This is a genomic window from Sphingopyxis sp. SCN 67-31 (assembly GCF_001725095.1).
The window spans coordinates 1-26,184 of sequence record NZ_MEFH01000071.1 but is presented as its reverse complement, the minus strand read 5'-3'; the positions used below and the strand labels follow the sequence as shown (position 1 = coordinate 26,184).

26 protein-coding genes and 2 pseudogenes are annotated in these 26,184 nt (G+C 65.8%); 17 read left to right on the top strand and 11 right to left on the bottom strand.

What is annotated here, in order from left to right; translation table 11 throughout:
* Positions 1-278 precede the first annotated feature (278 nt).
* From ABS88_RS15030 to ABS88_RS15015, 4 genes are all read left to right on the top strand, one after another.
* Positions 279-2,564, top strand: a complete 2,286-nt coding sequence (locus ABS88_RS15030; RefSeq protein WP_234002472.1) for a TonB-dependent receptor — start codon at positions 279-281, stop codon at positions 2,562-2,564.
* A 90-nt stretch (positions 2,565-2,654) separates the two neighbouring features.
* Complete coding sequence (locus tag ABS88_RS15025; RefSeq protein ID WP_286750047.1) at positions 2,655-4,355, top strand: amidohydrolase family protein; 1,701 nt, start codon at positions 2,655-2,657, stop codon at positions 4,353-4,355.
* A 157-nt stretch (positions 4,356-4,512) separates the two neighbouring features.
* Complete coding sequence (locus tag ABS88_RS15020; RefSeq protein ID WP_104959851.1) at positions 4,513-6,147, top strand: amidohydrolase family protein; 1,635 nt, start codon at positions 4,513-4,515, stop codon at positions 6,145-6,147.
* Between the two features lie 116 nt (positions 6,148-6,263).
* A complete protein-coding gene (locus ABS88_RS15015) occupies positions 6,264-7,670 on the top strand; it encodes an amino acid permease (RefSeq protein ID WP_076076833.1) in 1,407 nt (468 codons plus the stop codon).
* 57 nt (positions 7,671-7,727) lie between these two features.
* Here the strand turns inward: ABS88_RS15015 and ABS88_RS15010 are convergent, their stop codons facing one another.
* Positions 7,728-8,183: an Lrp/AsnC ligand binding domain-containing protein gene (locus tag ABS88_RS15010; protein WP_067106361.1), complete on the bottom strand. Its 456-nt coding sequence runs from the start codon at positions 8,181-8,183 to the stop codon at positions 7,728-7,730.
* 211 nt (positions 8,184-8,394) lie between these two features.
* On the opposite strand from ABS88_RS15010, the gene ABS88_RS15005 reads away from it, so the two are divergent.
* Together ABS88_RS15005 and ABS88_RS15000 are read left to right on the top strand one after the other, a co-directional pair.
* Complete coding sequence (locus ABS88_RS15005) at positions 8,395-8,793, top strand: hypothetical protein (RefSeq protein ID WP_158682280.1); 399 nt, start codon at positions 8,395-8,397, stop codon at positions 8,791-8,793.
* Positions 8,794-8,854: 61 nt separating this feature from the next.
* Entirely contained in the window at positions 8,855-10,489 is a 1,635-nt protein-coding gene (locus ABS88_RS15000) for an amidohydrolase family protein (RefSeq protein WP_199775010.1), read from the top strand.
* A 15-nt stretch (positions 10,490-10,504) separates the two neighbouring features.
* On the opposite strand, the gene ABS88_RS14995 is transcribed toward ABS88_RS15000, so the two are convergent.
* From ABS88_RS14995 to rplU, 3 genes are all read right to left on the bottom strand, one after another.
* Positions 10,505-11,101, bottom strand: coding sequence for a GNAT family N-acetyltransferase (locus ABS88_RS14995; RefSeq protein WP_104959850.1), 597 nt, complete (start codon positions 11,099-11,101; stop codon positions 10,505-10,507).
* Positions 11,102-11,343: 242 nt separating this feature from the next.
* A complete protein-coding gene (gene rpmA / locus ABS88_RS14990; protein ID WP_067106365.1) occupies positions 11,344-11,613 on the bottom strand; it encodes a 50S ribosomal protein L27 in 270 nt (89 codons plus the stop codon).
* A 42-nt stretch (positions 11,614-11,655) separates the two neighbouring features.
* Positions 11,656-12,135 carry a 50S ribosomal protein L21 gene (gene rplU / locus ABS88_RS14985; protein WP_067106367.1) on the bottom strand — a complete coding sequence of 160 codons (480 nt, stop codon included), beginning with the start codon at positions 12,133-12,135 and terminating at the stop codon, positions 11,656-11,658.
* Between the two features lie 229 nt (positions 12,136-12,364).
* Here rplU and ABS88_RS14980 point away from each other — a divergent pair, with 229 nt between their 5' ends.
* Positions 12,365-12,883 carry a hypothetical protein gene (locus ABS88_RS14980; protein WP_076076828.1) on the top strand — a complete coding sequence of 173 codons (519 nt, stop codon included), beginning with the start codon at positions 12,365-12,367 and terminating at the stop codon, positions 12,881-12,883.
* Positions 12,884-13,117: 234 nt separating this feature from the next.
* On the opposite strand, the gene pspF is transcribed toward ABS88_RS14980, so the two are convergent.
* Positions 13,118-14,146 (bottom strand): phage shock protein operon transcriptional activator, encoded by a 1,029-nt coding sequence (gene pspF, locus ABS88_RS14975; protein WP_076076827.1) that lies wholly within the window; start codon positions 14,144-14,146, stop codon positions 13,118-13,120.
* 176 nt (positions 14,147-14,322) lie between these two features.
* On the opposite strand from pspF, the gene ABS88_RS14970 reads away from it, so the two are divergent.
* From ABS88_RS14970 to ABS88_RS14925, 10 genes and pseudogenes are all read left to right on the top strand, one after another.
* Positions 14,323-14,493: a hypothetical protein gene (locus ABS88_RS14970; protein ID WP_156482980.1), complete on the top strand. Its 171-nt coding sequence runs from the start codon at positions 14,323-14,325 to the stop codon at positions 14,491-14,493.
* A 106-nt stretch (positions 14,494-14,599) separates the two neighbouring features.
* Positions 14,600-15,262, top strand: a complete 663-nt coding sequence (gene pspA, locus ABS88_RS14965) for a phage shock protein PspA (protein WP_067106372.1) — start codon at positions 14,600-14,602, stop codon at positions 15,260-15,262.
* Positions 15,263-15,274: 12 nt separating this feature from the next.
* Positions 15,275-15,550, top strand: coding sequence for an envelope stress response membrane protein PspB (pspB, locus tag ABS88_RS14960; protein WP_067185932.1), 276 nt, complete (start codon positions 15,275-15,277; stop codon positions 15,548-15,550).
* A gap of 1 nt (position 15,551) precedes the next feature.
* Positions 15,552-15,932, top strand: coding sequence for an envelope stress response membrane protein PspC (gene pspC / locus ABS88_RS14955; RefSeq protein ID WP_067106375.1), 381 nt, complete (start codon positions 15,552-15,554; stop codon positions 15,930-15,932).
* 28 nt (positions 15,933-15,960) lie between these two features.
* On the top strand, positions 15,961-16,260 hold the full coding sequence (locus ABS88_RS14950) for a hypothetical protein (RefSeq protein ID WP_067185930.1): 300 nt from the start codon (positions 15,961-15,963) through the stop codon (positions 16,258-16,260).
* Between the two features lie 11 nt (positions 16,261-16,271).
* Positions 16,272-16,592: a hypothetical protein gene (locus ABS88_RS14945; protein ID WP_067106379.1), complete on the top strand. Its 321-nt coding sequence runs from the start codon at positions 16,272-16,274 to the stop codon at positions 16,590-16,592.
* Between the two features lie 10 nt (positions 16,593-16,602).
* Positions 16,603-16,850: pseudogene (locus tag ABS88_RS14940) on the top strand (hypothetical protein).
* A gap of 45 nt (positions 16,851-16,895) precedes the next feature.
* Positions 16,896-17,159: a hypothetical protein gene (locus ABS88_RS14935; RefSeq protein WP_076076824.1), complete on the top strand. Its 264-nt coding sequence runs from the start codon at positions 16,896-16,898 to the stop codon at positions 17,157-17,159.
* A gap of 26 nt (positions 17,160-17,185) precedes the next feature.
* On the top strand, positions 17,186-17,440 hold the full coding sequence (locus tag ABS88_RS14930) for a hypothetical protein (RefSeq protein WP_174521638.1): 255 nt from the start codon (positions 17,186-17,188) through the stop codon (positions 17,438-17,440).
* 89 nt (positions 17,441-17,529) lie between these two features.
* Positions 17,530-17,940, top strand: a complete 411-nt coding sequence (locus ABS88_RS14925) for a SufE family protein (RefSeq protein ID WP_076076822.1) — start codon at positions 17,530-17,532, stop codon at positions 17,938-17,940.
* Between the two features lie 91 nt (positions 17,941-18,031).
* On the opposite strand, the gene ABS88_RS14920 is transcribed toward ABS88_RS14925, so the two are convergent.
* The 6 genes and pseudogenes from ABS88_RS14920 to ABS88_RS14895 all read right to left on the bottom strand — a co-directional run.
* Positions 18,032-21,238: a TonB-dependent receptor gene (locus ABS88_RS14920; RefSeq protein ID WP_076076819.1), complete on the bottom strand. Its 3,207-nt coding sequence runs from the start codon at positions 21,236-21,238 to the stop codon at positions 18,032-18,034.
* Between the two features lie 270 nt (positions 21,239-21,508).
* Complete coding sequence (clpX, locus tag ABS88_RS14915) at positions 21,509-22,777, bottom strand: ATP-dependent Clp protease ATP-binding subunit ClpX (protein ID WP_067106387.1); 1,269 nt, start codon at positions 22,775-22,777, stop codon at positions 21,509-21,511.
* Positions 22,778-22,992: 215 nt separating this feature from the next.
* Positions 22,993-23,643, bottom strand: coding sequence for an ATP-dependent Clp protease proteolytic subunit (locus tag ABS88_RS14910; RefSeq protein ID WP_067106389.1), 651 nt, complete (start codon positions 23,641-23,643; stop codon positions 22,993-22,995).
* Positions 23,644-23,957: 314 nt separating this feature from the next.
* The gene (gene fdxA / locus ABS88_RS14905; protein WP_067106391.1) at positions 23,958-24,296 is read right to left on the bottom strand and encodes a ferredoxin FdxA; all 339 of its coding nucleotides are present in this window, start codon (positions 24,294-24,296) and stop codon (positions 23,958-23,960) included.
* A 163-nt stretch (positions 24,297-24,459) separates the two neighbouring features.
* Entirely contained in the window at positions 24,460-24,759 is a 300-nt protein-coding gene (locus tag ABS88_RS14900) for an RNA-binding S4 domain-containing protein (RefSeq protein WP_067106393.1), read from the bottom strand.
* A pseudogene (locus ABS88_RS14895) lies at positions 24,759-26,184 on the bottom strand (helicase-related protein); the annotation flags it as partial. The gene ABS88_RS14900 and the pseudogene ABS88_RS14895, both read right to left, overlap by 1 nt.

The following is a 26,184-nucleotide window of genomic DNA, read 5'->3' as shown; positions in this document are numbered from 1 at the left end:
TGCCCATACTGGCGACGGAGCGGGGCGCTCCGTCAGGGCGGAATCATGATGATCTATCGGGAAATTTTCCAACAGGCCCGAAGAATTGACGAATTTCACGTAAAACGGAGAATTAAATCCGGATTTCGGATGAAAATACCACGCACCTTCGGAAACCCCGATGATAGCATCCGATAACTGAAGAATTCACGGTCGGAATTCGCAAAAAGGGGATTAGCAACATGGGAGACAGTGAGATTTTCGTTGGTCGCGTTGCCCGTTTCACACGGGCCGTACTGATGGTTTCGGCGATGGGCGTCGCCGGAATCGCTCCGGCGATGGCACAGGATACGGCCGCACAGGATACGCAGAACGACAGCGCGCAGAGCGCGGCGACGGGCGGTGAAATCATTGTGACCGCGCTGAAGCGCGGCACGCGCCTTCAGGACACGCCGCTCGCCATCTCGGCGGTGACGGGCGATTCGCTGGAGCGCGCGGGCACCACCAGCTTCACCGAACTGACGTCGGACACGCCCAGCCTGCGCATCGTCGACAACGGCCCGGGCAACCGGCGCGTCATCCTGCGCGGCGTCGTTGGCGCGGGCGAACCGACGGTGGGCATCTATTACGACGAATCGCCGGTATCGGGATCGGTCGGCACGTCGAGCGACGCCGCGGGCAGCACCCCCGACTTCCGCGTCTTCGACGTCGAACGCGCCGAGGTGCTGCGCGGCCCGCAGGGCACGCTCTACGGCTCGGGTTCGATGGGCGGCACCGTCCGCATCATCTATGAAAAGCCGAAGACCGACACGCTCGAAGGCGCGGGGTCGGTGAATCTGTCGGCGGTGAAGGGCGGCAGCCCGGGCGCCTCGGTCGACGGCATGATCAACCTGCCGATCGCGACCGACAAGCTCGCGCTGCGCGTCGTCGGCAGCTATCAGCAGTTCGCCGGCTACATCGACAATAATTTTTACGGCACCAGGAACATCAACGACGGCTATGCCCTCGGCGGCCGCGCGTTGCTGCGTTTCACGCCGACCGACGAGCTGACGATCGACCTCGGCGCCTATTATTCGAAGGTGTCGACCGATGCGTCGCGCTGGTTCTACGAAACCGGCCAGCGGCACGTCACCAGCGCGCGGTCCGAATCGGGCAACTACGACACGAACCGTATCTACAGCGGCACGCTGCGTTACGACTTCGGGCCGGTGGCGCTGACCGCGGTGTCGACCTATTTCGACCGCGACAAGATCACCGTCGGCGACGTCAGCGACAATTTCAACGGCCGCGCCACGGCGGCCGGCTGCGCGCAATATCTGCTCGGCAACACCGCGCTGACCTGCTCGGCGACCGAACTCGCTTCCTATCTCGATCTCACCAACACGATCCTCTATTCGAGCCTGTATCAGCCGCAGAGCGTGCGCAACTGGTCGAACGAGATCCGCGTGAGCTCGACCGACGGCGGCCCGTTCAACTGGACCGTCGGCGGCTATATGGAGGATCGCAAGACGACGGTGCGCTCGACGCTGCTCGCCGCCGATCCGCGCAACGGCCAGCTGCTGCCCTTCGTGGCCGCGAACATCTATTACGACCGCACGATCAGCGACCATCTGAAGCAGAAGGCGCTGTTCGCCGAACTGTCCTATGAATTCTTCGAGAAACTGACCGCGACCGTCGGTTCGCGCTGGTACGAATATGACAAGACGGTCGGCGGCGTCGTCGATCAGGGGCAGATTCACTACGCCTCGAAGCCCAGCCCCTATCGAGAGGCGCGGTCGAAGGAGAACGGCTTCGTCTTCAAGTTCAACCTCGCCTATGAGTTCAGCCGTAACCTGATGATCTATGCCCAAGCGGCCGAAGGCTTCCGTCCGGGCGGCGTCAACCAGGCGAACGGTCTGCCGGTCGCACTCGCCGGCTATACCGCCGACAGCCTGTGGAACTACGAACTCGGCCTGAAGAGCCAGCCGATCAGCGGCGTCTACTTCAACCTGACGGGCTATCAGATCGACTGGACGAACATGCAGGTGTCGGCGCGCACCGCCGGCGCGGGCTCGGTGTTCGGCTTGATCTCGAACGTCGGCGCGGCGCGCATCAAGGGGCTCGAGGCGGAACTCAACGCGTCGCCGGTCGGCGGTCTCTCGCTGATCGCCAACGTCGGCTATACCGACGCCAAGCTGTCGGAGGATCAGGTCAGCACCATCGTCATCGCGGCAGGCCGCAAGGGCGACAGGCTGCCCTTCGTTCCCAAGTGGAACGTCAGCGCCTCGGCCGAATATCTGTGGTCGCTCAGCAGCACCCTCGAAGGGCTGGTCCGGTTCGACGGCACCTATGCCGGCTCGTCCTACTCGACGCTGGCAAAGACCGACGCCTATCGCCGCAAGGTCGACGACTACACCCTGTTCAATGCGCGGTTCGGTATCCAGGCGCCCGACGGCGACTGGAGCGCGCACCTCTATGTGAACAACATCTTCAATGCCGAGGCGATCACGACCAAGTCGAGCAGCGGGAACACCGGCGGGCTGACGGTCACCCATGGCGCGCCGCCGCGCACCATCGGCCTCAATCTGACGAAGCGGTTCCGCTGACGGGACGGCGGGCGCGCCGGGGAGCTCCTGCCGGTGCGCCCGCCCTCCCACGACGGTATCGGTTCAGGGGCTTCCAACGGGAGAGGGTCAATGAAAAAACTGGGGAAAAAACTGGGATCGACGACACGACGCGTTCTGATGGCCGGGGCGGCCGGGCTGCTTTGCGCCATTCCGGCGGTGTCCGGGCTGGCGCAGACCGCCAGCCCCGCCGCGCAGGCGACGAAGCCGCGCGCGGGTGCCGTTCCCGCCCCCGCGCGCCAGCCGGGCGAGGGCGCCGGGCCGTTCCGCAAGATGGTCATTCGCGGCGTCACGCTGATCGACGGCAGCGGTGCGCCGCCGCGCGGTCCGGTCGACGTGGTGGTCGAGAACAACATTATCACCTCGATCGAGGCCGCCGGTACGCCGGGGCTGCCGCTCGACGACGGCCGCGCGCCGCGCGATGCCGATTATGAGCTCGACGCGACCGGCATGTTCATGCTGCCGGGCTTCATCGACATGCACGTCCACGGGTCGAGCGACGACAAGGCGCCCGACCTCAGCTATTCCTACAAGCTGTGGCTCGCGCACGGTGTGACCTCGGTTCGCGGCGTCGACCTCGCGCCGTTCGAGATTTCGCTCAGCGAGCGGGCGCGTTCGGCGCGCAACGAGATCGTCGCGCCGCGCATCTTTTCCTATCATCGGCCGGGCATGGGACGCGGCTGGACCGGCGGTCTGACGAACACGCCCGAAAAGGCGCGCGAATGGGTGCGCTGGGCGGCGAAGGCGGGGATCGACGGCATCAAGCTGGGCGCCGACGCCAACCAGCCGCCCGAGGTGCTGGAGGCGATCTTCGACGAAGCGAAGAAGCAGCAGATCGGCACCGTCGCGCACCTGTCGCAGATCGGCGTCGGGAGGATGGACGCAAAACACGCCGGCGCCACCGGCCTAGGCACCGTGACTCACTTCTACGGCCATTTCGAATCCTTGCTCAAGAACGGGCCGGTGCAGGACTGGGCGCCCGACTATAATTTCATGGACGAGCAGCACCGCTTCGGCGACGTCGCCAATCTGGCGCGCGAAAGCTTCAATCCGGGAACCCCCGAGTGGAAGGAATATCTGGAAAGCCAGAAGGCGAATGGCGTCACCTTCGATCCGACGATGACGATCTATGCCGCGTCGCGCGATCTGATGCATGCGCGCAACGCCGACTGGCACGCGCGCTATACGATGCCGCAGCTCTGGGGCTTCTTCCAGTCGTCGCGGGAGAATCACGGCTCCTACTTCTTCGACTGGACGACCGAGCGGGAAGTGCGCTGGCGGAATTTCTACAAGAAATTCATGCAGCTGATTAATGACTACAAGAATATCGGCGGCCGCGTCACCGCGGGGTCGGACTCGGGCTTCATCTTCAAGACCTATGGCTTCGGCTTCATCGAGGAACTGGAGCTGTTGCAGGAGGCCGGCTTCAACCCCAGCCAGGTCGTGCAGGCCGCGACGTTGAACGGCGCACTGACGCTCTATGAGCCCAAGGGCATCGTGGCGCCGCCGATCGGCACGGTGCGCGTCGGCAAGCTCGCCGACATGGTGCTGGTGAAGGAAAACCCGCTCCAGAACTTCAAGACGCTCTACGGCACCGGCGCGCTGCGCCTCAACGAGCAGACGCAGCGGCTCGAACGCGTCGGCGGGGTCAGCTACACGATCAAGGACGGCATCGTCTATGACGCGAAGAAGCTGCTCGCCGATGTGGCTGAGATGGTGAAGGCCGAAAAACAGCGGATGGGATTGCCCGAAGAAGGCGTTCCGCTGCCCTGAACCGAAAGGGGGACGGCCCACGGCGGGCCGTCCCATTTTTCCGCCATGGCGGAAGGAAGAATCGGGACCGCGATCGACAGGGGGCTTGCGCCCGCCGGCAAACAATGGTCGATCGTTCGTATTTGAAGCATCTGTACCGACAGGGGGAACAGAATATATGAAACGGAAATTCACGAAGATCGCGCTCGCGGCGCTGCTGCTCGCCGCCCCGGCGGGCGCGCATCAGCGCGGCGATGAAAAGATCCCCGCGCCCGCGGCATCCTTTCCCGTGACCGCGGGGGCCCCCGCCCGCGGCGCCGGCGAAGGCGCCGGTCCCTTCCGCAAGATGGTGATCCGCAATGCCACCATCATCGACGGGACCGGCGGACCGCCGCGCAGCCGGTTCGACATCGTTGTCGAAGGCAATCGCATCACCTCTATCTCCCAGTCGGGCTGGCCGGGGCTTCCGTCCGGCAGCAACCGCATCGCGCAGGACGCCGATTACGAGATCGACGCGGCCGGCATGTACGTCTTGCCCGGCTTCACGGACATGCACGTCCACCTGCCCGGACCCGACAAGGCGCCCGATGCCAGCTATGCCTACAAGCTGTGGCTTGCGCATGGCGTGACGACGGTGCGCGGCGTGCCGCTTTCGGCACCTGCGGTCGCTAGCAATGAAAAGAACCGCTCGGCGCGCAACGAGATCGTGGCGCCGCGCATCTTCAACTATCAGACGCTGGGCGCCGGCTGGTCGGGCGGCGTCGTCGACACGCCCGAAAAGGCGCGCGCGTGGGTGCGCTGGGCCAAGCAGAACAACATCGACGGCATCAAGTTCTTCAACCGGGAGAATGAGACCCCCGACGTCTTCTCGGCCGCGCTCGACGAGGCGAAGAAGATGGGGCTGGGGACGACCGCGCATCTCAGCCAGATCGGCGTCGCCAATTTCAACGCCCGTCAGGCGGGTGAGGCGGGACTGAACACCGTCACCCACTATTACGGGCACATGGAATCGCTGCTCAAGGGGCGGGCGATCCAGGATTTCCCGTCGGGCTACGACTATAACAACGAACAGCATCGCTTCGGCGAGGTCGCCGAAATCTGGAATCAGGTCTATGGCCCGGGTTCCAAGCAGTGGCAGGAATATCTGGACGCGCAGAAGGCGAACCACGTCACCTTCGACCCGACCTTCAACATCTATGCCGCATCGCGCGACCTGATGCGTGCCCGCAACGCCGACTGGCACGCGCGCTATACGACGCCGCAGCTCTGGAACTATTTCCAGTCGACCCGCGACAATCACGGCTCCTATTTCTATGACTGGACGACCGAGAATGAGTTCGCGTGGAAGAAATTCTATGGTCTCTTCATGCGGCTGATGAACGATTACAAGAATATGGGCGGGCGCGTGACGGTCGGCACCGATTCGGGCTTCATCTGGAAGGTCTATGGCTTCGCCTATGTCGAGGAAATGGAATTGCTGCGTGAAGCGGGCTTCTCGCCGCTCGAGGTCGTGCGCGCCGCGACGATGATGGGCGCCCAGACGCTGTACGAACCGCGCGGCGAAACGCCGCCGATCGGTGCGGTGCGTGCGGGGATGCTGGCCGATCTGGTGATCGTCCCCGAAAACCCGCTCCAGAATCTGAAAACGCTCTATGGCACCGGCTTCCAGCGCCTGAATCCCGAAACAAACCGGCAGGAAGTCGTCGGCGGGGTGAAGTTCACGATCAAGGACGGCATCGTCTACGACGCGAAGAAGCTGCTCGCCGACGTCGCCGCCATGGTCGAAACCGAAAAGGCGAAACTCGGCCAGTAAGCATCCGGTCCGCAGGGTCCGCCGGCGTCCCGCCCTCCGCTTGCCGCGAAGGGCCGGGTCCCGGCGGCCCCCGGTCCTGACCCCGGTTGCTGCGGCGGCCGGGCGGGAGAACCCTCATGTCTTTTTTGACCCGCCGAAAGGCGATCGACACGATCGGAGCGGTCGGCGAGACCCAGCGGCTCCATCGCACGCTGAGCTGGCCGCATCTGATCGGCCTCGGCGTCGGCGCCATCGTCGGGACCGGCATCTATACGCTGATCGGCGTCGGCGCGGAGCGGGCAGGGCCCGCTGTCATCATCGCCTTTGTCGTCGCTGGGCTGGTCTGCGTCTGCGCCGCGCTCGCCTATGCCGAACTTGCGACGCTGATGCCCGTGTCGGGCAGCGCCTATACATACAGCTACGCGGTAATCGGTGAAGGCGTCGCCTGGGTCATCGGCTGGAGCCTCGTGCTCGAATATTCGGTGGTCTGCGCGGCGGTCGCGGTCGGCTGGTCGGGCTATGCGGTCGGCTTCCTGCAGGCGGCGGGGATCGACGTTCCGCTCGCGCTTGCCGCCGGTCCGCATGCCGGCGGGATCATCAATCTGCCGGCGATCCTGATCGTCGCGGCGGTGGCGGGAATGCTGCTGGTCGGCACGCGCGAAAGCGCCACGCTCAACATGGCGCTCGTCGTGCTCAAGATCGCGGCGCTCGCGGCCTTCGTGGTGCTGGCGATGAAGGCATTCGACGCCGGCAATTTCCAGCCCTTCATGCCCTATGGCTTCGCCGCGCATGAGGTGGACGGGCAGGTGCGCGGCGTGATGGCGGCGGCCGCGATCATCTTCTTCGCCTTCTATGGCTTCGACGCGGTGTCGACCGCGGCGGAGGAGACGAAGAATCCCGCGCGCGACCTGACCATCGGCATCATCGGCTCGATGGTCGTGTGCACACTAGTCTATATGGCGGTCGCCGCGGCGGCGATCGGTGCGATGCCGTTCATGGAGTTTTCGCGCTCGGGCGAGCCGCTCGCCTATGTGCTGCGCCAACTCGGCCATCCGGGTGTCGCGACGCTGATCGGCGCGGTGGCCGTCGTCGCGCTGCCGACCGTGATCCTGGCCTTCATGTTCGGGCAGAGCCGCATCTTTTTCGTCATGGCGCGCGATCGGATGCTGCCCGAACGGCTCGGCCGGGTGAATGCGAAGGGCACGCCGGTGGCGGTGACGATCGGCACCGCGATCGTCGTGTCGGGCATCGCGGGCTTCTTCCCGCTGGCGGAAATCGCCGAGCTGGCGAATGCGGGAACGCTCGCCGCGTTCGTCGCCGTCGGCCTGTGCTTGATTGTGCTGCGCGTGCGCCGACCCGACCTCCCGCGGCAGTTCCGCGCACCGATGCCCTGGGTCGTCGGGCTGGTTGCGATCTTCGGCTGCCTCTATCTGTTCATCAGCCTGCCGGCGGTCACACAGGGCCGGTTCCTGATCTGGAACCTGATCGGCGCCGGCGTCTATCTGGCCTATGGCGCGCGCAAGAGCCGCCTGGCCGGGCAATAGGGAAGGGGACGGATGCGCGCGCCGGGCGTCCGCCCCCCGTCCGCCAGGGCGCGGTGGTCACAGCGGCAGGCTGGCCGAATTCTTGACCTCTTCCAGCACCGCATAGGTGCGCGTCTCGCGCACGCCGGGCATGTGCACCAGCGTGTCGGCCAGGAAGGCACGATACGCCTCCATGTCGCGCACGCGCACCTTGATCAGATAGTCGAAACCGCCGGCCACCATGTGGCATTCGAGGATTTCCGGCATCACCGAAACCGACGCCGCGAACTCCTGAAACACGTCGCCCGTCGTGCGGTCCATCAGCACCTCGATGAAGATCAGCAGCGCGCGGTCGAGCTTGGTCGGGTTGAGCAGGGCATGGAAACCCAGGATATAACCCTGTTCGCGCAGTCGCTTCAGCCGGTCGAAACAGGCCGACGGCGACAGGCCGCACCGGTTCGCCAGTTCCTGGTTGGTGATTCGGCCTTCGGCCTGGATGACCTTGAGAATGCGGCGGTCGGCGTCATTCAGCATCGATTATTCTCCGGATAATGCGGAATTATCCGGATGATCATCGTATAATGTACCGAAAATTCCAAGTAAATTCGACGTTATGCCGCTATATTGGAGATGTGACCGGTTCGGGACGCAGGAGTCGCCATTCGATCGGGTTCGGGCCGCCCGGCCCACGCCGCGCCGGCTGCGCGGCCGCCCTACCGATGGTCGCAGGAAAAGGAGTATCGAGGTGAAGCAGCACAAGCAACGCATGTGCATCATCAATCCCATGCTGGTCGAGGACATCGTCCCCCTCGCCGGCGGCCAGGCCGACATCATGTGCCGCATCGGCATCAGCTGGAACAGCTGGATCAAGATCCTCGCCGGCCAGCCGGTCCGCCAGTCGCTCGGGGAGCGGTTGCGGACGCGTATCCTCGCCGCGGCCGAAGGAATCGAAGGGTTCGGCGCGAAGTTCCCGGCCGCTGGCGGCGGGCTCGACCGGGCGGCGCTCGCCGACGCCTTCCTGTTGCCGAGCCTGTCGGGCGCGAAGGACGACGACGAGGATTGGCAGCCCGCGGCCTTCGGGCACGGTGCGGCGGATCAGGTGGACGAGCGCGGCGCGCGCTTTGCGGCGGCCGGTCGGGGATGACGGGCGGCCCGGACGGACCGGGCTTTCGAACAATAACGACGGGATGACGAGGGAGGATGGTATGCGCAGGATGATGAAGAAGGCGATGGGCTTGGCGGCGGGCGTGGCGATGCTCGCATCGGGCACCGCGCTTCCCGTGGGTGCGGCGGTCGTTCCGTCGGCAACTGTCGCGCCGGCGCAGGCTCATGGCGATCTGGCGGCGGGTCCCTATCGCCGCCTCGTTATCCTCAATGCGATGGTGATTCCGGGACATGGCGGACCGGCGGCCGGTCCCTACGACATCGTGATCGAGGGCAACCGGATCGCGGAGATGATCGCGCTCGACCCGGTGACGCTCGGCCGTCGCGGCGCGAGCTCCCGGCCTACCGGTGACCGGGTCATCGACGCGACAGGCAAGTTCGTCATGCCCGGCATGATCGATCTGCATATGCACATCCGCGAAGATCCGCTTCCGATGGCCTACAACCATTATCTGAAGCTTGCCCACGGCGTGACCTCGGAAGTGATGGTGCCCGACCGCGGCATGCCGCACGCGCTCGAGCAGCAGCGCCTGTCGGCCGCCAACCGCATCCTCGCGCCGCGCCTCTACCCCTATTGGACGTGGGGCAATCTGCCCGGTTACACGCGCGAGGAGCAGGAGGACCCGTCGCAGGCGCCGCGCATCGCGCGCGAGATCGCCGCGAAGGGCGCGCATGTCGTCAGCGTCGGGCCGATCGCCTGGAACCGCGAGCTTTTCGGCGCGGTGTGCAAGGCCGTCTATGCCGCAGGCGGGATCACCTCGGTCCATCTGCCGCCCGCGACTACCGCCGTCGTCGACGCGCTGACCGCCGCGAAGCTGGGAGTCACGATGATCGAGCATCATTATGGCTATGCCGAATCCGCGCTCGACCGCACGGTGCAGGATTTCCCTCGCGACTATAATTACGATGACGAGAGCCACCGCTTTCGCCACGCCGGCATGGTCTGGACCGAGGCCGACCGCGAGCCCGCGCGCACCCGCCTGCTGACCGAGGTGGCAAAGGAACTCGCCGAAACCGGCGTGACCATGCTGCCGACGCGCGTGGTCTACGAGGCCAACCGCGACATCCTGCGCGCGCAGGGGCTGCCGTGGCACGAGAAATATACGCATCAGCTGCTGTGGGAGAAGTTCCTCCCCAACCGCAACCTGCACGGCGGCTATTTCTGGGACTGGTCGTCGGAAGACGAGGCGGCGTGGAGCAAGGCCTACGACCTGTGGGGCCGGCTGATCTATGCCTTCAACAAGGAAGGCGGCCGCGTCGCCTATGGCACCGACGACAGCTATATCTGGGCGACCCCCGGCTTCTCCAACGTCCGCGAACTCGAACTGCTGCGCGAGGCGGGGCTGCACAATTACGAGGTGCTGAAGGCGGCGACGCTGAACAGCGCCGAGACGCTGCGCGAGGCCAAGCTGGGCCTAGTGCGTCCGGGTTATGCCGCCGACCTGCTGATCGTCGACCGCAACCCGGCCTATAATCTGGCCTTCCTTTATGGTTTCGGCGCCAACACGCTCGATGCGTCGGGTCAGATGGTCCGCACCGCCGGCATCATCCACACGATCAAGGACGGCGTGGTGATGGAAAATGCCCGCCTGCTCGAAGAGGTCGCACGCATGGTCAAGGCATCGCGGCCCGAAGGCCGCGCGCCCGACACGGTGACGGCGCCCTTCCTGCCCTGAGGCGGGGGCGGCGGATCAGGCCGCCATCAGGCGCAGCTCGCCGCGGAAATCCTCGTCGAAACCGACGCGGCCGCGCATGGGGGTGACGGCATCGCTGCCGTCACCGTCGCCCTGCTCGAACAGCGCGCAGGGTGCTTCGCCCCCGCGCGCGAGGCTGTGACGCGGCACGACCCGACCGGTCGGCCGAAATCCCAGCTTGCGCAGCACCGCGCCCGACGCGGGGTTGTCGACGAAATGGCCGGCGGTCAGCTTGGGCAGCTTCATCGCATGGGCGATGCGGACGAGCTGGCGCCCCGCCTCGGTCGCGAAACCAAGCCCCCAATAGGGCCGCGCGATCCAGTACCCGAGTTCGAGCCCATCGTCGGGGCCGGGCGCGATGCCGCAGCCGCCGACAAGGCGCGGCGCGGCGCCGGTGCGCGCGAAGATCAGGAGGCGCGGCTGGTCGGGGGCGGTCGGCTGGTCGAGGAAGGCTGAAGCCTCCGCTTCGCCATAGGGCCAGGGCGCGCGGGCGAGGCCCCGCACCACCGCCTCGTCGCCGATCGCACGGGCGAGCGCCGGGGCATCTTCCAGCCAGCCGGGCCGCAGCAACAGTCTATCGGTACGCGCAAACATTCTCATCACTCCCATTTGGCTGTCGCCTTGGCGCCAGATGGTGACGCTTTGGCGACAGTCGATGTGCGAGGGAGATGATCGGCCCGATTTTCGCGCCCGTCCGTCAAGCGACGGAATAAGGGCGAGAAAAAAGGGAGACCGGGGCGACCCGTCTCCCTCTTTTCGAACCTGGTTTTCCGCGTCGGGCGGAAAAGGGCGGTCCCGGGTCGTCCCTTGGTGGACGACCGCGGCAGGATCGTCCCTTATTCGGCGGCGTCCGCCATACAGTCGACCGACACATATTTGCGGCCGAGCTTGCCGTCGTGGAATCGGACGCGGCCGTCCGCGGTCGCGAACAGCGTGTGGTCCTTGCCGATGCCGACGTTGACGCCCGGATAGACCTTGGTGCCGCGCTGGCGCACGATGATGTTGCCGCCGATCACTTCCTGACCGCCGAACTTCTTCACGCCAAGGCGCTTGGATTGCGAGTCGCGGCCGTTGCGCGACGAACCGCCTGCCTTCTTATGTGCCATGACTGATGCTCCTTACTTCTGCCGAGCCGCGGACGAGCGCGCTCAGGCGTCCTTCTTGGGGGCCGCTTTCTTGGCGGCGGGCTTCTTCTCGGTGGCTTCGGCCTTGGGCGCGGCGGCCTTCTTCGGCGCTGCAGCCTTCTTCTCGACGGGCGCAGCCTTGGCTTCGGCGGCCGGGGCGGCGTCTTCCTTCGGCGCCGCTTCCTTCTTCGGGGCGGCCTTCTTGGCTTCGCCGACCGACAGGATGCGCAGCAGCGTCAGCGACTGGCGGTGGCCGTTGCGGCGGCGGTAATTGTGCCGGCGGCGCTTCTTGAAGACGATGACCTTCTCGCCGCGCGTCTGGGCGATGATCTCGGCAGAGACGGTTAGTCCCTTGGCGTCCTTCACCTCGCCGCCGTCGCCGGCCAGCAGGATGTCGCCCAGCGACACGGTGTCACCGGCCGCGCCCTCGATCTTCTCGACGGCGATCTTGTCTCCAGCGGCGACGCGATATTGTTTGCCGCCCGTGCGCACGATTGCGAACATGGTCTTCCATCCAATCAAAAACTAAATCGCCCGCGCTGCCGACCGCCCGCCGAAGCAGGCGAACTTTCCGGCATGCGGGAAAGACCGCGCCACTAGCGGGACCGGGGCTTTCTGTCAACCGCATGTTTCCGGGCTTTTCGGCGATTTCGTCGCCGTTCGCGGAATCCCGATGGGTGCGCATTCCGATTCGGCTTGCCGTCCCGCGCCGGCCCCCATATCAGGGGCGGCGATGACGCGCATCCCGCTTTCCCGTCCACTGGCGATCGCCGCCGCCCTGTCGCTTTCGGCCTGCGCCGCCGCGGGCGGGGACGGGGCGCCGTCGCTGGCCAAGCGGCCGGTTGAGGGACGATTCGACGTCGCGCCACCCGTAGTCGTCGTCGACCCGCCGGGGCCGTTGCCCGCCGACCTCGCCGGCCGCCTCGCGCGATGGGATGCCGATGCCGTCGCCGCGCAGAGAGCCTTCGCCGCCGAACGCGGCACCGCCGCGACGCTCGTCTCGGCCGCTTCGGGCGCCGCGGTCGCCAGCGAACGCTGGGTCGTCGCGCAGCAGGCGATCTCGCGCCTCCAGGCGACCCGCGCGCCGCTCACCGGCGCGCTCGCCGACATCGACCGGCTCTATCTCGACCGCAGCGTCGCAGAGGACATCGACGGTCTGCCCGACATCTATGCGCTGCGCGACCGCCTCGCCGACATGGCGGCGACGCAGGATGCGGTGGTCGAGGCGCTGGAGCGGCAATTGCCGCAATAGGAGGCCGAGCCTGCCGGAAATCGTCACCCCGGACTTGCTTGGCAATTACTCCCGTTCCGACGCGTAGCTGTTCCCCGGCGAAAGCCGGGGTCCATGCGGGGCAGCACGACGCCATCTGGACCCGGCTTTCGCCGGGGAACAAGCTGAAGGGCTTACAGGCCAAGCCGTTTCAGGGCCCATCGTCGGAACCATGGATGCCGAAACATATTCGACATGACGAAGGAATGGGCGAGGTTATTGATTCAGCCCATGCTTCTTCAGCGCATGGCGAATCTGGTCGTAGCTGAGCCCCAGCGCCTCGGCCGCGACTTTCTGGTTATAGCGGCAGCGCGCCATCGTGTCGGCGAGGATCTGCCTTTCATAGCCGTCGACCGCGGCGCGCAGGTCGCTGACCGGGCCCGAAGGTGGCGCGGCCGGCGCGGCTTCGCTGGCTGCGGCCGAAGGCGCGGAGGCGTCGGGCGCCGCGGCTTTGCGCTGCACCGTGGGTTGCCACGGGCTCGCGAAGGGGTCGAAGCTCAGCGCGTCGACCGGACGGGTCGCGTCGGCCCAGCGATAGATGGCGCGCTCGATGACGTTGCGCAGTTCGCGGACGTTGCCCGGCCAGTCGTGCCCTTCCATCGCCGCGAGCGCGCGCGGGCCGAAGCCCGGCCATTCCTCCCAGCCGAGCACCGCCGCCATGCGCTGCCCGAAATAGGTCGCGAGCACCTCGATATCGCCCTCGCGCGCGCGCAGCGGGGGCAGGGTGATGACCTCGAACGACAGCCGGTCGAGCAGGTCGGCGCGAAAGCGGTTATCCTCTACCAGCGCGGGCAGATGCTCGTTGGTCGCCGCGACGATGCGGACGTCGACGCGCACCGGGCGTGACGCGCCGACGCGCGTGATCTCGCCATATTCGACCGCGCGCAGCAACCGCTCCTGCGCCGCCATCGACATCGTCGCCAGTTCGTCGAGGAACAATGTGCCGCCGTCGGCTTCCTCGAAACGGCCCGCGCGGCTGCGCGTCGCGCCGGTGAACGCGCCCGCCTCGTGACCGAACAGTTCGGCCTCGATCAGCGTCTCAGGCATCGCGGCGCAGTTCAGGATCACATAGGGCTTGTCCCAGCGCGCCGACAGGCGGTGCAGGCGTTCGGCGATCAGTTCCTTGCCGGTGCCGCGCTCGCCGATCACCAGCACCGGGCGGTCGAGCAGCGCCGCCTGGCTCGCGCGGTCGACCGCATCCTGAAAGGCCGCCGATTGCCCGATGAACTGCGTTTCGCGCTCCATTCCCAACTATTGGCAAAATTTCCCGTTGAATGGCAAGTGGAATCGGCTTGCAAGGCGATTTCAGTGTAAAGTTGCGCGCTTTTCCGGTGCTTTCGGGCAATTGGCACGCCCTCTGCATAGAATAAGGCGAACCGGCGCATGTCGTGCCGGAGCAGCAGAATGAGGAAGTTCGATCCATGAAGACGACCCTTGCCCAGGCCGCTACCTTCGCGTTCAGCGCGGTCGGTGCGCTGGCCATTCTCGTCGGCGTGCTCGACCAGCCTCGGATCGCCGCCAGCGCCGCCGGAACCCCGACCGCGATGCTGGCGGCGGCTGCATCGACCCCGACGGTCGGCCGCATGGCCTGACCGGCTCTGGTGCCGGGGCTCTCTCCCCCCTTGCCCCGCCCCGGCACCAGCATTCAAAAGGGGCCCTGCCAAGGGCTCGGACGTGTTTCGACAGGAGTGTAGTAAAATGGGTATTTTCTCACGGACCCGCGACATCATCGCCGCCAACGTCACCGATCTGCTCGACCGGGCGGAGGATCCCGAAAAGATGATCCGCCAGATCATCTTCGAGATGAACGAGACGCTGGTCGAGGTTCGCGCCTCTGCGGCCCGCACCATCGCGGACCAGAAGGAAATGCGCCGCCATATTGCCAAGCTCGAAAGCCTGCAGGACAGCTGGAAGGAAAAGGCCGAACTCGCGCTGTCGAAGGACCGCGAGGACCTCGCCACCGCCGCGCTCGTCGAAAAGCAGAAGGCCGGCGACATGGCCGAACGGCTGAAAGGCGAAATCGCGGTGCTCGACGATGCGCTCAAGGGCTATGAAGCCGATATCGCCAAGCTCCAGAAAAAGCTGGGCGAGGCGCGGGCCCGCCAGTCGAGCGTCGTCAACCGCCTCGAAAGCGCGGAGAACCGCTATCGCCTGCGCGAGATGACCAATGGCGATCGCGTCCAGGACGCCTTCTCGCGCTTCGAGATCCTCGAACGCCGCGTCGACGAGGCCGAAGGCCGCGCCGAGGCGCTGGGTCTCGGCTACAAGAAGTCGCTCGACGAAGAGATCGCCGAACTGCAGGCCGCCGACAAGGTCGCCGACGAACTGGCCGCACTCAAGGCGGCGCAGGGCAAGCAGTAAGGAGCCGGACCGATGGAAGAGATCATCATCGTCCCGATCGTCATCGGCACCCTCTTCCTCGGTCTGCCCTGGCTGATCCTCCACTACATCACGCGGTGGAAACAGGCCAAGACGCTGACCGGAGAGGATGAGCAGCTGCTCGACGAACTCTACGATACCGCGCGCCGGCTCGAGAATCGTCTGCATACCGTCGAACGGATCATCAGCGCCGATCATCCCGACTTCCGCCCCGCGGTTCGCAGCGACGAGGATCTGGCGCAGCTTGAAAACATGAGCAGGAGGAACTGAGATGTCTGCCAGCCGCACCAAATTCTATCTCGATAAACAGCATGCCAAGTGGAGCGGCGTGTGTGCGGGGATCGCGGACTATATCGGAATCGACGTCCTCTGGGTCCGGGTCGGCGCGGTGCTGCTGACGCTGATGGGCGGCTTCCCCTGGACGCTGATCGCCTACTGGCTGGTCGCCTGGATGGGAACGCCCAAACCGCTTGCGCTCTATGGCTCGGCAGAGGAAGCGAAATTCTGGCAGGGCGTGCGCTCGAACCCCAGCGCCTCGACGCGCGACATCCGCTCGCGCTTCCGCGACATCGACCGCCGCCTCGCCGACATCGAACAATATTATACCAGCCACAACCGCCGCCTCGCCGACGAGATCGACGCACTGCGCTGAGCGGGACCGGGCAACAGGGAGACAGACCATGAGCTGGGGAGGACCCGCCTTCGTTATCGCGATCATCGGCCTTTCGATCGCCGGATGGATGTTCACCACTTGGGTGCGTGCGAGGCACGGCTATCCGATCGAGAATGAATGGGGCGGCACGGTTCATCGAACCGACCCCCACGCTGATCGAAAAATCGCGCTGCTGACGGACGACAATGCCAAGCTTTCGGCCCAGATCACGCGGCTGGAGGAGCGGGTGTCGGTGCTCGAACGCATCGCCACCGACGCGAACGGCCGCGCGGCGCAGCTCGCCGAGCAGATCGACCGGCTGCGCTGAGGAGAGGAATTATGGACAAACTCGGTATCATCAACGCCATCGGCCCGATCCTCGCGATCATCGGCGTCGCCGGTATCGCCGGCTGGGTCGTCACCACTTGGATGCGGATCAAGAACGGCTATCCGCTCGACGGCGCCTGGGGACAGGCGGTCTATCCCAAGACCGGCGACGAGGCGATGGAGCGCATCAAGCTGCTGAGCCAGGAAAACGCCCAGCTCCGCGCCGAGCTCGGCTCGCTCAAGGACCGGCTCGCAGTGGTCGAGCGGATCGTCACCGACGAAGGTCACCGGCTGAGCCACGAGATCGAGGCGCTGCGGCGCCCGGCGAACTGAGGAGGCGGACATGGAAGATATGGTTTATGCGCTGATCCCGCTCGCTCCGTTCATCGTCGGTGGTCTGTTCATCTGGACCAAGCACCAGCAGAAGATGATCGAGAAACAGTCGGAATGACGGCCGAAAAGGCGGCGCAATATGCCGCGCAGACCGAACGGCTCGAAGCGCGTGTGCGCGTCCTCGAACGCATCGTCACCGACCGAGGCATCGACGTCGCCCAGGAAATCGACAAGCTGCGTGATGCGCCCCTGAATTGACGGCCGGACCGACAACCAGACCGACAGGCGAAAGGAACCTCCCCCATGAACCCCTTTGAAATGGTGATCGGCATCGTTCTGATCGTGACCATCGGCAGCATCCTCCGCGCGAAATATGGCGTGCGCCGTGATTCCCATGGAGCCGAATATATCGCTGCCGGCAACGATGCCGAAACCAGGGCGCTCCAGGCCGAGATCCGCCAGCTCAAGGAGCGGATCCAGGTCCTCGAACGCATCGCCACCGACACCAACCGCGCCGCCAGCCTCGACGAGGAGATCGAGAAGCTGCGCGACCGTTCGCATCCCTGAACGGGACGAAGAGAAGGAGCCGAACCATGGCCACCATTGCTTCCGATCTCGCCGCCAACCTCGTGACCGCGGCGGTTGCCCTGACCGCGCTCGGCATCGTCAGCCTCGCGGCGCTGCGCGGCTGGCGCGACTGGATCGACCTCAAGCGCGAGGAACTTGCCGCCGGCCGGTCGGCGGCGCATGATCCCGCCGTGCCGCACGCCGGCTCGCGGATCGAGATCGCCGACCTCAAGGAACGGCTGCGCAAGCTCGAGGCGATCGCCGCGGGGGTCGACCTGTAAAAGGAAAGGTCGTCCCCGCGCGGGCGGGGGCGGCAAAAGAGGGGGCGGAGCCCCTTCCATCCGCACCCCGAATCTGTCACTGGCGCACCATGCGCAGCCTCGACGACATTTTCGAAGAATATGATTTCCTTGACAGCGACGACCGCTATCGCCTGCTGATCGACCTCGGCCGCACCCTCGAACCGATGCCCGATGCACTCAAGACCGATGCGACGCTGGTGCGCGGGTGCAGCGCGAGCGTCTGGGTCTATCCGGTCCCGCGCGACGACGGACGGCTGCATTTCCTCGCGGACAGCAACGCGGCGATCACCAAGGGCATCGTCGCGCTCGTCCTCGCCGCGGTGCAGGACCGGCCGGCCGCCGAGGTCGCGGCGATGGACATCGCGGGCCGTCTCGCCCCCTTCGACCTGACGCGCCAACTCTCATCGAACCGCACCCAGGGCGTTCCCAACATGATCGCGCTGGTCGCCGACACCGCCCGCCGCATCGCGACCGATTGACCGGTCTTCCGACGAGTTTTCCCATTCTGCAACGAAAACGGCGCGGGAGTTTCCTCCCGCGCCGCATTGTTGTTCCGTTCGAGGCGAAGGATCAGAAGTTGACCTTCACGCCGACGCGGACGCCATAAAGCGACTGGCGCGTGACCAGCGTCGTGTTGGGCGCTTCGACTTCGCTATAGAGATATTTGGCGCAGGCGTTGGCGCCATCCGTGATGCAGCTCACCTCGACCAGAGACGCCGCATAGGGGAAGGACACCTGGCGTAGCGCGCCCCAGTCGCTGTCGATCAGGTTCAGCACATTTTCGACATCGGCGAACAGCTTGAACTTGGCGTTACCGACCAGAGCCGGGATTTCCTGGCTAACGTGCAGGTCGACCTTGAAGAAATCGGGCGAACGCTGGCTGTTCTTCGGCACGATTCGGCCACGATATTTTTCGAGGCCCAATGCCGAAACCAGCGCGTTGAAATTCGCCTCGCTCGCCGGCGTGTCGAAGTCGACCTTGCTGGTGTCGTTCAGGTTGGGAACATACAGCGCCATGCTTCCCAGATTGCCGACGGTGCCAAAGACCGCGCCGCGGCCGCCGCTGTTGTCGAGCATTGTCACGCTGTACGGACGGCCCGAGCGATATTCGCCGAACAGGCTGAAGCGCGTTTCATTGTCGCCAAAGAATTCGCGCTTGAAATCAAAGCCGAATTTCCACTGATGACGGAACTCGTAGAGCGATCGGCCATAAGCGGCGAAGTTCGGGTCGACGAAGATGTTGTTACCATAGTTCGACGACGAGGTCGACGAGGTCATCGCCGCGACATCCTTGACGTTCGAATAGGTATAGCTGCCGTCGATCGACAGGCCGAAGTCCCAGCTCTTGGCAAAGCGGGCCGTGGCGAAATAACCGCGCCCCTTCTTGCTGTTGGTGAGTTGCAGGTCGCGATTCGTCGTCGCGCTGCCGCCAAAGGGACCATAGGCCGGGCGCCCGTCGGGAAGAACCGCTCCGGTCGGGACCGAACGCAGGTCGGTCCACTGATAGCCGTAGATGTTCTTGTCGTACAGGAACTGGGCGCCGAACAGCCAGCCATCGCCCAGCGTGCCGAGGTCGGCTTCATAATCGACCTGCAGCGAGGTCTTGAGCTTTCGGGCCAGCTTCAGATTCGGGTCGATATTGTCGGTCTGCGCGGCGGCCAGCGATCCGATGTTGGTGGCGAGATAGTCCTTCACGCTTTGCGTGATCGCGCCGCTGGTGATGCCCGTCAGGGCGTCGCACGTGGCCGATGTCGCGCAATTGGAAGGCCGGATGTCAATCGAGTTGGTCAACTGTCCGGTATTGGAGAAGACGTTGGAGAGATAAACGTCGGGGGTGCCGCCGGCAAAAATGCCGACGCCGCCGCGAACGATCAGGCGGTCCGACGGTTTCCAGTTGAAGCCGACACGCGGCTGCACGACGCTGCGCCCGTTGAACGTCTCGCGATTGTGATATCCGTAGCGGGCGAGGAAGTTCGGATTGAGCGGCGGACGCGCGTCATTGCCGAACAGATCATAGCGCACACCTGCCGACAGCGTCAGATCGGGTGTGATCTGCCAGTCGTCCTGCAGGCCGATCGTGTAGTTCTGCGTGCCGAACTGGGCCGCTGCGTCGTCCGGATCGAGGCTGGGAACCGCGTTGCCGTAGCGCAGCCGCGACACATTGCCGGCCAGGAAATCGGCGATGCTGTCGAAATAGAAATGGCCGAGCGAACGCTGAAGGAACAGATTGAATACCGTGACGTCGGTATAGCCTGCGAGGAAACGGAGCGCATGATCGCCCGCATCGAGCCGAGCGGTGAAGTCGACCGACAGATTTTCGGTGTTCAGCGCATTGGAATGACGGCTGATATCGGGTCCGAACACCAGGCTGGTGCCGGTGCAGCTCGTCGACGACGATCCGCCCGAAACGGCGTCGGTGCAGACGTCGAACTGCGGGAAATCACGACTGCCGAACGGCGTCTGCGACCGGTTGTAGTCCCGGTAGGAAACGCGCACCTGGGTCGAGAACCGGCTCGACCAGTTGGAGTTCAGTTCGAAGATGCCGGTGTTGACTTCTTCGCCCAGTTCGTAGCCGTTCGACTGGAAGCCCAGCGAATAGGGCGGGTTGGTGAAGGTGTTCTGCTGCGACTGCTGAGTTCCGACATTGCGGATATAGGTCAGCGAGGCGCGGTGCTTGTCATTGATGTTCCAGTCGAGCTTGCCGATCAGCTTTTCGTCCGATTCGACCGCGTTGGGCGACAATCCCAGCGTGTCATAGCCGTAACGCGACTGCGCCGTCTGGCTGACCAGGTCGACAACCGCCTGTGTCAGACCGGGAATCTGATTGGCAAAGCCGGGCCCGAAACCATCGTCGAACGGGTCGCTTTCCTTGGTCCGTTCATAGGCAAGCATGAAGAACAGCTTGTCCTTGATGATTGGCCCGCTCAGATAGCCGCCATATTGCTTGCTGTCGAAGTCGAGCGTGACGTTGTTGCCGCGGCTGCGGCTGCCGGTGAGGTTGTCGTCGGTGTAGGAGAAGAAGGCTCCGCCATGGAACCGATTGCCGCCGGACCGCAGCACGACGTTGACGGCGCCGCCCTGGAAATCGCCCTCGGCGATGTCGTAAGGGGCAACCTTGACCGAGAACTGCTCGATCGCGTCGAAGGGGACGGGGCCGCGCGCGGTCGGCAGACCGCCGTTGTTGAGACCGAAGTCGTCGCTGAACTGCACGCCATCGACCGAGAAACGGTTGAGACGACCATTGTTGCCCGCAACCTCGATCGCGCGGCTGTTGGTCAGGTCGAGGCTGACGAGCGGGTCGCGACGCGCGAGGTCGCGGATATCGCGGTTGAGCGATGCCGCACCTTCGATCGCCGTGCGGTCGAGCGCCGTGACCGGGCCGTTCGAGGTCGCGACAGTTCCGCGCAGGGCGGACGCCGTGACGACGATCGCCTCTTCCTGCATTTCGATCGGCAGGCGGAACGGCTGTCCGGCCTCGAGAAACAGGTCGGTAACCTGGACCGGTTCGAAGCCGCCGGCCGAAATCTCGACCGTGAAGGGGCCGCCCACGCGAAGGCCGTTGGCGGAGAAATTGCCGCTGCCATCGGTGGTGGTGCGCTGCGTCGTCCCCGACGGAACGTGCGTCACCGTCACATCGGCGCCGGCAACCGGGCCCGTAGCCGACACCACGGTGCCGCGGACCGCAGATGTCGTTTGCTGGGCCTGGGCGGGTGCCGCGATTACGGTGGCCGCGCTGATGGCCATCAGGCTTGCGGCGATCGAATAGCGAAGTTTCATGTCAGGACGTCCCCTAGTTGGTAGCTGCGGCAGGCGCGCAATATGGGGCGCGCCGAACCTGCGAGCGCCCCTGAAGCCCGCATGTGGCACGATTGTGACAGCAAATATAACAGTGCAAGCCGACAGCGGTGAACCGTCGGGGATGGTCAGGGAAAAGGCCGGTTTTCCGTCACCGCGCCCGATCGGCGATCAGGCGCGGCGGCATTTTTTCCGACAACTGTTGCTGCAATGCAACATGGTTTCGCGGTGCAACCAGTTGGCCGCCGCGACTCAGGCGGCGTCGCCGGCTTCCTTCGCCTTGTCGGCGTAGACTCGGACCGGCTGCTTGCGGCCCTCGACGACATCCTTGTCGACGACGATCTCGACCACGTCGGTCAGATCGGGCAGGTCGAACATCGTGTCGAGCAGGATCGCCTCGACGATCGAGCGCAGCCCGCGCGCGCCCGTCTTGCGCTCGATCGCCTTCTTCGCGATCGCGACGAGCGCGTCGTCGGTGAAGGTCAGGCCGACCTCCTCCAGGTCGAACAGCTTCTTGTACTGCTTGACCAGCGCGTTCTTGGGCTCGCCGAGAATCTTGACCAGCGCATCGACGTCGAGGTCCTCGAGCGTCGCGATGACCGGCAGGCGGCCGACGAATTCGGGGATCAGGCCGAACTTGAGGAGGTCGGCCGGCTCGATCTGCTTGAGCACCTCGCCCGCGCGGCGTTCGTCGGGGCCGGCGACATGCGCGCCGAAGCCGATCGACTTGCCCTGCAGGCGGTCGCCGATGATCTTTTCGAGGCCGGCGAAGGCGCCGCCCGCGATGAACAGGATGTTGGTCGTGTCGACCTGCAGGAATTCCTGCTGCGGATGCTTGCGGCCGCCCTGCGGCGGGACGCTCGCGGTCGTGCCTTCCATCAGCTTGAGCAGCGCCTGCTGCACGCCCTCGCCCGACACGTCGCGGGTGATCGACGGATTTTCGGCCTTGCGGCTGATCTTGTCGATCTCGTCGATATAGACGATGCCGCGCTGCGCCTTTTCGACGTTGTAGTCCGACGCCTGGAGCAGCTTGAGGATGATGTTCTCGACATCCTCGCCGACATAGCCCGCCTCGGTCAGCGTCGTCGCGTCGGCCATGGTGAAGGGCACGTCGAGGAAGCGCGCGAGCGTCTGCGCGAGCAGCGTCTTGCCGCTGCCGGTCGGGCCGACGAGCAGGATGTTCGACTTCGCCAGTTCGACATCGTCGCCGCGGCCGCTGTTCGCGAGGCGCTTGTAATGGTTGTGCACCGCGACCGACAGCACGCGCTTGGCCGTGTTCTGGCCGATGACATAATTGTCGAGATGCTGGCAGATCTCCAGCGGCGTCGGCACCGCGCCGTCCTTGCGCGCGGCGACTCCGCCCTTGATCTCCTCGCGGATGATGTCGTTGCACAGTTCGACGCATTCGTCGCAGATGAACACCGTGGGGCCGGCGATCAGCTTGCGGACTTCATGCTGCGACTTGCCGCAGAAGGAGCAGTAGAGAGTGCTCTTGCTGTCCGAGCCGCTCAATTTGGTCATAAAACTTCCTCTGGCGGGCGCAAAAGGCGCGCTGCCGTCCTTATCCTAGCCCGCGGCCACCCAATTACAATATGGCAATTGGGTGACGCGGGTTCAATGTTCCGCCTAGCATCGCGGTGCCAAGCGGGCGTCAAGAAATGCGGTTACCGGAATGTCACTCTCTTCGTCGTGCCGGACCGAGTCCGGGGTGGCAAAGGGATGGATCAGGCTCCGGATCAGGGCGTCGGCCCTTCACTCACATCCTTCGCCGCTTCGTCGCCGGGCATCGCCGGGCGGCGGTCGTAGACATGGTCGACGAGCCCGAACGCCTTCGCTTCCTCGGCCTCGAGGAAGGTGTCGCGGTCCATCGCCTTCTCGATGTCCTTGAGCGGCTTGCCCGTATATTGCGAGTAGAGGTCGTTCATCCGCTTGCGGATGCGCAGGATTTCCTTGGCCTGGATCTCGATGTCCGACGCCATGCCGCGCGCGCCGCCCGACGGCTGGTGGACCATGATGCGTGCGTTCGACAGCGCGACGCGCATGCCCGGCTCGCCCGCGGCGAGCAGGAAGCTGCCCATCGACGCCGCCTGGCCGATGCACACGGTGCCGACGCGCGGGCGGATATATTGCATCGTGTCGTGGATCGCCATGCCCGCCGTGACGACCCCGCCCGGCGAGTTGATGTACATGAAGATGTCCTTCTTCGGATTTTCCGATTCGAGGAACAGCAGCTGGGCGACGATCAGCGAGGCCATATTGTCCTCGACCTCGCCGGTGACGAAGACGATCCGTTCGCGCAGCAGGCGGGAGAAGATGTCGAAGCTGCGTTCGCCGCGGCTCGTCTGTTCGACGACGACGGGAACAAGGGCGGCGAGCGGGTCGATCATGCGAATCTATCCTATGTTTCCGGGATGCCGCGCCGAGGACCGGCGGGCTGACCCCTCCGCGTCCCTACATCGGCGGCAAGGCGAAGGGTTTCAAGAGGGCAATCGCGCCGGCCGGTTTGGGATCGGGGGAATGTGAGGGGCGACCTCAGGCTGTGGAATGAACGTGCAAAAGGTGGACTGGTTTCCCCTCCCGCAAGCGGGAGGGGAGAAGAATGTCGCCCACCGGCCGACATGAGCCGCCGTCTGCTGCTCCGCCAAAAAAGAAAGGGGCGGGAGTGGCCCGCCCCGCTTCCTTCGTCTTTTCGCTGTGCGAATCAGTCGCCTTCGCCGGGCTCGGGCGAGAAGAATTTGTCGAACTTGCCGTCGACACCCTTCCATTCGTCGGCGTCGGCGGGGCTTTCCTTCTTAGTCGTGATGTTCGGCCAGTCGGCGCTGAACTTGGCGTTGAGCTCCAGCCACTGTTCGAGGCCGTTTTCGGTATCGGGCAGGATCGCTTCGGCCGGACATTCGGGTTCGCAGACGCCGCAGTCGATGCACTCGTTCGGGTTGATGACGAGCATATTCTCGCCCTCGTAGAAACAGTCGACCGGACAGACCTCGACGCAATCCATGTATTTGCAACGGATGCAAGCGTCGGTGACGACGTAGGTCATGGGTAACGGCTCCCTTATCGCGGCGCGGCGCGCGCCGTTCGACTGCAACGATTCCTCGCCTCTATGCCGCGCGGCGGCGGCGCGTCAACGCCTGACGACAGTTGCGAATCACTCTCACTCGATCGGCGGCCGCGCGCGGTGCTTCCTGGGAGGCGCCGACCGTTCAGCTCGCGGCGGACGAACCCCTGTCCTCCAGCCGGACATAGCAGGATTGCGCTTCGGGGGCCGGGCCGCGCCGCGACGGCACGGTCAGCAGCCGGATCACCTCGATCCGCTCGCCCACCGGCAGCACCAGCGTCGCGCCGGCATGGACGGCGGCCGAGGCGCGGGTGACGCGTCGGCCGTCGAGGCGGATATGCCCTGCCGCGACCATCGCCTGCGCGATGCTGCGTGAGCGGGCGAAGCGCAGATACCAGAGCAGCTTGTCGAGCCGGATGCTGCCCGCGGCGCCCGGACTCGCCATCAGTCTTTGCGCCCCTCGGCCAGCAGCGCGGCGAGGCCCGCGAAGGGGCTGTGCGGCGACGGGCCGCGCCGCGGCGCCCGCTCGGGGCGCGGGGTGCGCGGCGCTTCCTGCCCCGGTTTCGGGCGCGGTCCCTTCTTGGCGGGGCGGGGTGGCCGCCCCTTCGCGGCTTCGCCGGCCTGCCGCTGCGGGGCGCCCTTCCTTTCCGGCTTGCGGTGCTCCGGCTTGCGGCGCTGGCGCCTGTCGGCGCGCTTGAGCCCCGCCCAGCGCCAGCGCTGAAGCGCGGGATCGCCGACGGGGCGGAAGCCGAAACTCTGGAGCAGCGCGCGCCGTGCCTCCTCGTCAAGGCCGAGCGAGGTGGCGAGCGCCGGATCGATCGCAAACCCCGGCGGCAGCGCGGCGGCGGCGCCTTCGCCATCGCCTTCGCTCTCTTCGCCCGCCTCCTGCTGCGCGGCGTGATGCGGATCGCCACCCGCGACCGGCGCGCTCGGCGGCGTGGCGGCCTGCATCCGCGCGGCATGCGCCTGCCGCGCCAGCTTCTCGGCCATGTCGATGCGCAGCCAGCCCGAAGCGCAGCGGCGGAAGCCCGCCACCGCCAGCCCCGCTTCGTCGCCGCCCTTTTGCAGCACCGCGCCGTGCGGCGGCAGCGCGGGCATCGCCGTGCCCTGCTGCGCGGCGAGCAGCGCGGCGCGCCAGCGCACCGCCTCGGGCTTGAGGAGCTGCGGGTGGAACAGGTCGAGCGACCCGATGGTGAGGCCGAGCCGGCGGAGCAGCGGCCGCTCGTCCGCGGTCATCGCCGCGAGCTGGTCCTCGACAGCAGCGCGCGGCGCCGTGCCGCCGCCGTCGACCAGCGCCGCGAGCAGCGCGCGCACCCGCGGCGGGGTGAAGAGGTCGCCCGCCGCCGCGCCCATCGCGGCGAGCGGCGCGGCGTGGCGTGCGATCTGTTCGGCGACGAAGCGCTGGAGCCGCTCGGCGATCGCCTGCACCTGCGGCGGATCGAGCCGGCGCAGCGCCGCATCGAGAAGGATCGCCGGCTGCACCAGCGTCGTTCCCCGCGCCAACGTCGCGATGGTCTGGCCGTGCCATGCGAGGCGCGGCGGCGCGCCCGCGTCGCCGACCAGCGCCAGCGCGCCGCCGTCGCTCTCGGCCAGCGCCGCGGCGCGCCGCGCCAACTCGCCGCGCAGATGCTTGTCCGCGGCGGCGAGCAGCAGCCGGTGGTCGCTCGCGCGCGCGACAGGGTCGACCTTGAAACTGAAGCCGTTCAGCGTTCCCAGCGCTTCGCCGTCGACCGCGACGGTGCCGTCGGCGCCAACCGCGACCGGCAGCGCGGCGTGGCGCTGGCCGGCGTCGCGGATCAGCAGCGCCAGCCGCCGGTCGACGAAGCGCTGCGTCAGCGCCGCATGCAGCGCATCGGACAATCGCGATTCG

Coding starts and splice junctions, on each gene's coding strand:
- rplU (WP_067106367.1), bottom strand. CDS start 12,135: ATGTTCGCAATCGTGCGCACGGGCGGCAAACAATATCGCGTCGCCGCT.
- ABS88_RS14900 (WP_067106393.1), bottom strand. CDS start 24,759: ATGGCGAGTCCGGGCGCCGCGGGCAGCATCCGGCTCGACAAGCTGCTC.
- ABS88_RS14980 (WP_076076828.1), top strand. CDS start 12,365: ATGACGCGCATCCCGCTTTCCCGTCCACTGGCGATCGCCGCCGCCCTG.
- ABS88_RS14920 (WP_076076819.1), bottom strand. CDS start 21,238: ATGAAACTTCGCTATTCGATCGCCGCAAGCCTGATGGCCATCAGCGCG.
- pspC (WP_067106375.1), top strand. CDS start 15,552: ATGTCTGCCAGCCGCACCAAATTCTATCTCGATAAACAGCATGCCAAG.
- pspF (WP_076076827.1), bottom strand. CDS start 14,146: ATGGAGCGCGAAACGCAGTTCATCGGGCAATCGGCGGCCTTTCAGGAT.
- pspA (WP_067106372.1), top strand. CDS start 14,600: ATGGGTATTTTCTCACGGACCCGCGACATCATCGCCGCCAACGTCACC.
- ABS88_RS14910 (WP_067106389.1), bottom strand. CDS start 23,643: ATGATCGACCCGCTCGCCGCCCTTGTTCCCGTCGTCGTCGAACAGACG.
- ABS88_RS14970 (WP_156482980.1), top strand. CDS start 14,323: ATGAAGACGACCCTTGCCCAGGCCGCTACCTTCGCGTTCAGCGCGGTC.
- ABS88_RS14930 (WP_174521638.1), top strand. CDS start 17,186: ATGGCCACCATTGCTTCCGATCTCGCCGCCAACCTCGTGACCGCGGCG.
- ABS88_RS15020 (WP_104959851.1), top strand. CDS start 4,513: ATGAAACGGAAATTCACGAAGATCGCGCTCGCGGCGCTGCTGCTCGCC.
- fdxA (WP_067106391.1), bottom strand. CDS start 24,296: ATGACCTACGTCGTCACCGACGCTTGCATCCGTTGCAAATACATGGAT.
- ABS88_RS15000 (WP_199775010.1), top strand. CDS start 8,855: ATGCGCAGGATGATGAAGAAGGCGATGGGCTTGGCGGCGGGCGTGGCG.
- ABS88_RS14995 (WP_104959850.1), bottom strand. CDS start 11,101: ATGTTTGCGCGTACCGATAGACTGTTGCTGCGGCCCGGCTGGCTGGAA.
- ABS88_RS15030 (WP_234002472.1), top strand. CDS start 279: ATGGTTTCGGCGATGGGCGTCGCCGGAATCGCTCCGGCGATGGCACAG.
- clpX (WP_067106387.1), bottom strand. CDS start 22,777: ATGACCAAATTGAGCGGCTCGGACAGCAAGAGCACTCTCTACTGCTCC.
- ABS88_RS15015 (WP_076076833.1), top strand. CDS start 6,264: ATGTCTTTTTTGACCCGCCGAAAGGCGATCGACACGATCGGAGCGGTC.
- pspB (WP_067185932.1), top strand. CDS start 15,275: ATGGAAGAGATCATCATCGTCCCGATCGTCATCGGCACCCTCTTCCTC.
- rpmA (WP_067106365.1), bottom strand. CDS start 11,613: ATGGCACATAAGAAGGCAGGCGGTTCGTCGCGCAACGGCCGCGACTCG.
- ABS88_RS14935 (WP_076076824.1), top strand. CDS start 16,896: ATGAACCCCTTTGAAATGGTGATCGGCATCGTTCTGATCGTGACCATC.
- ABS88_RS15025 (WP_286750047.1), top strand. CDS start 2,655: ATGAAAAAACTGGGGAAAAAACTGGGATCGACGACACGACGCGTTCTG.
- ABS88_RS14925 (WP_076076822.1), top strand. CDS start 17,530: ATGCGCAGCCTCGACGACATTTTCGAAGAATATGATTTCCTTGACAGC.
- ABS88_RS14945 (WP_067106379.1), top strand. CDS start 16,272: ATGGACAAACTCGGTATCATCAACGCCATCGGCCCGATCCTCGCGATC.
- ABS88_RS15010 (WP_067106361.1), bottom strand. CDS start 8,183: ATGCTGAATGACGCCGACCGCCGCATTCTCAAGGTCATCCAGGCCGAA.
- ABS88_RS14950 (WP_067185930.1), top strand. CDS start 15,961: ATGAGCTGGGGAGGACCCGCCTTCGTTATCGCGATCATCGGCCTTTCG.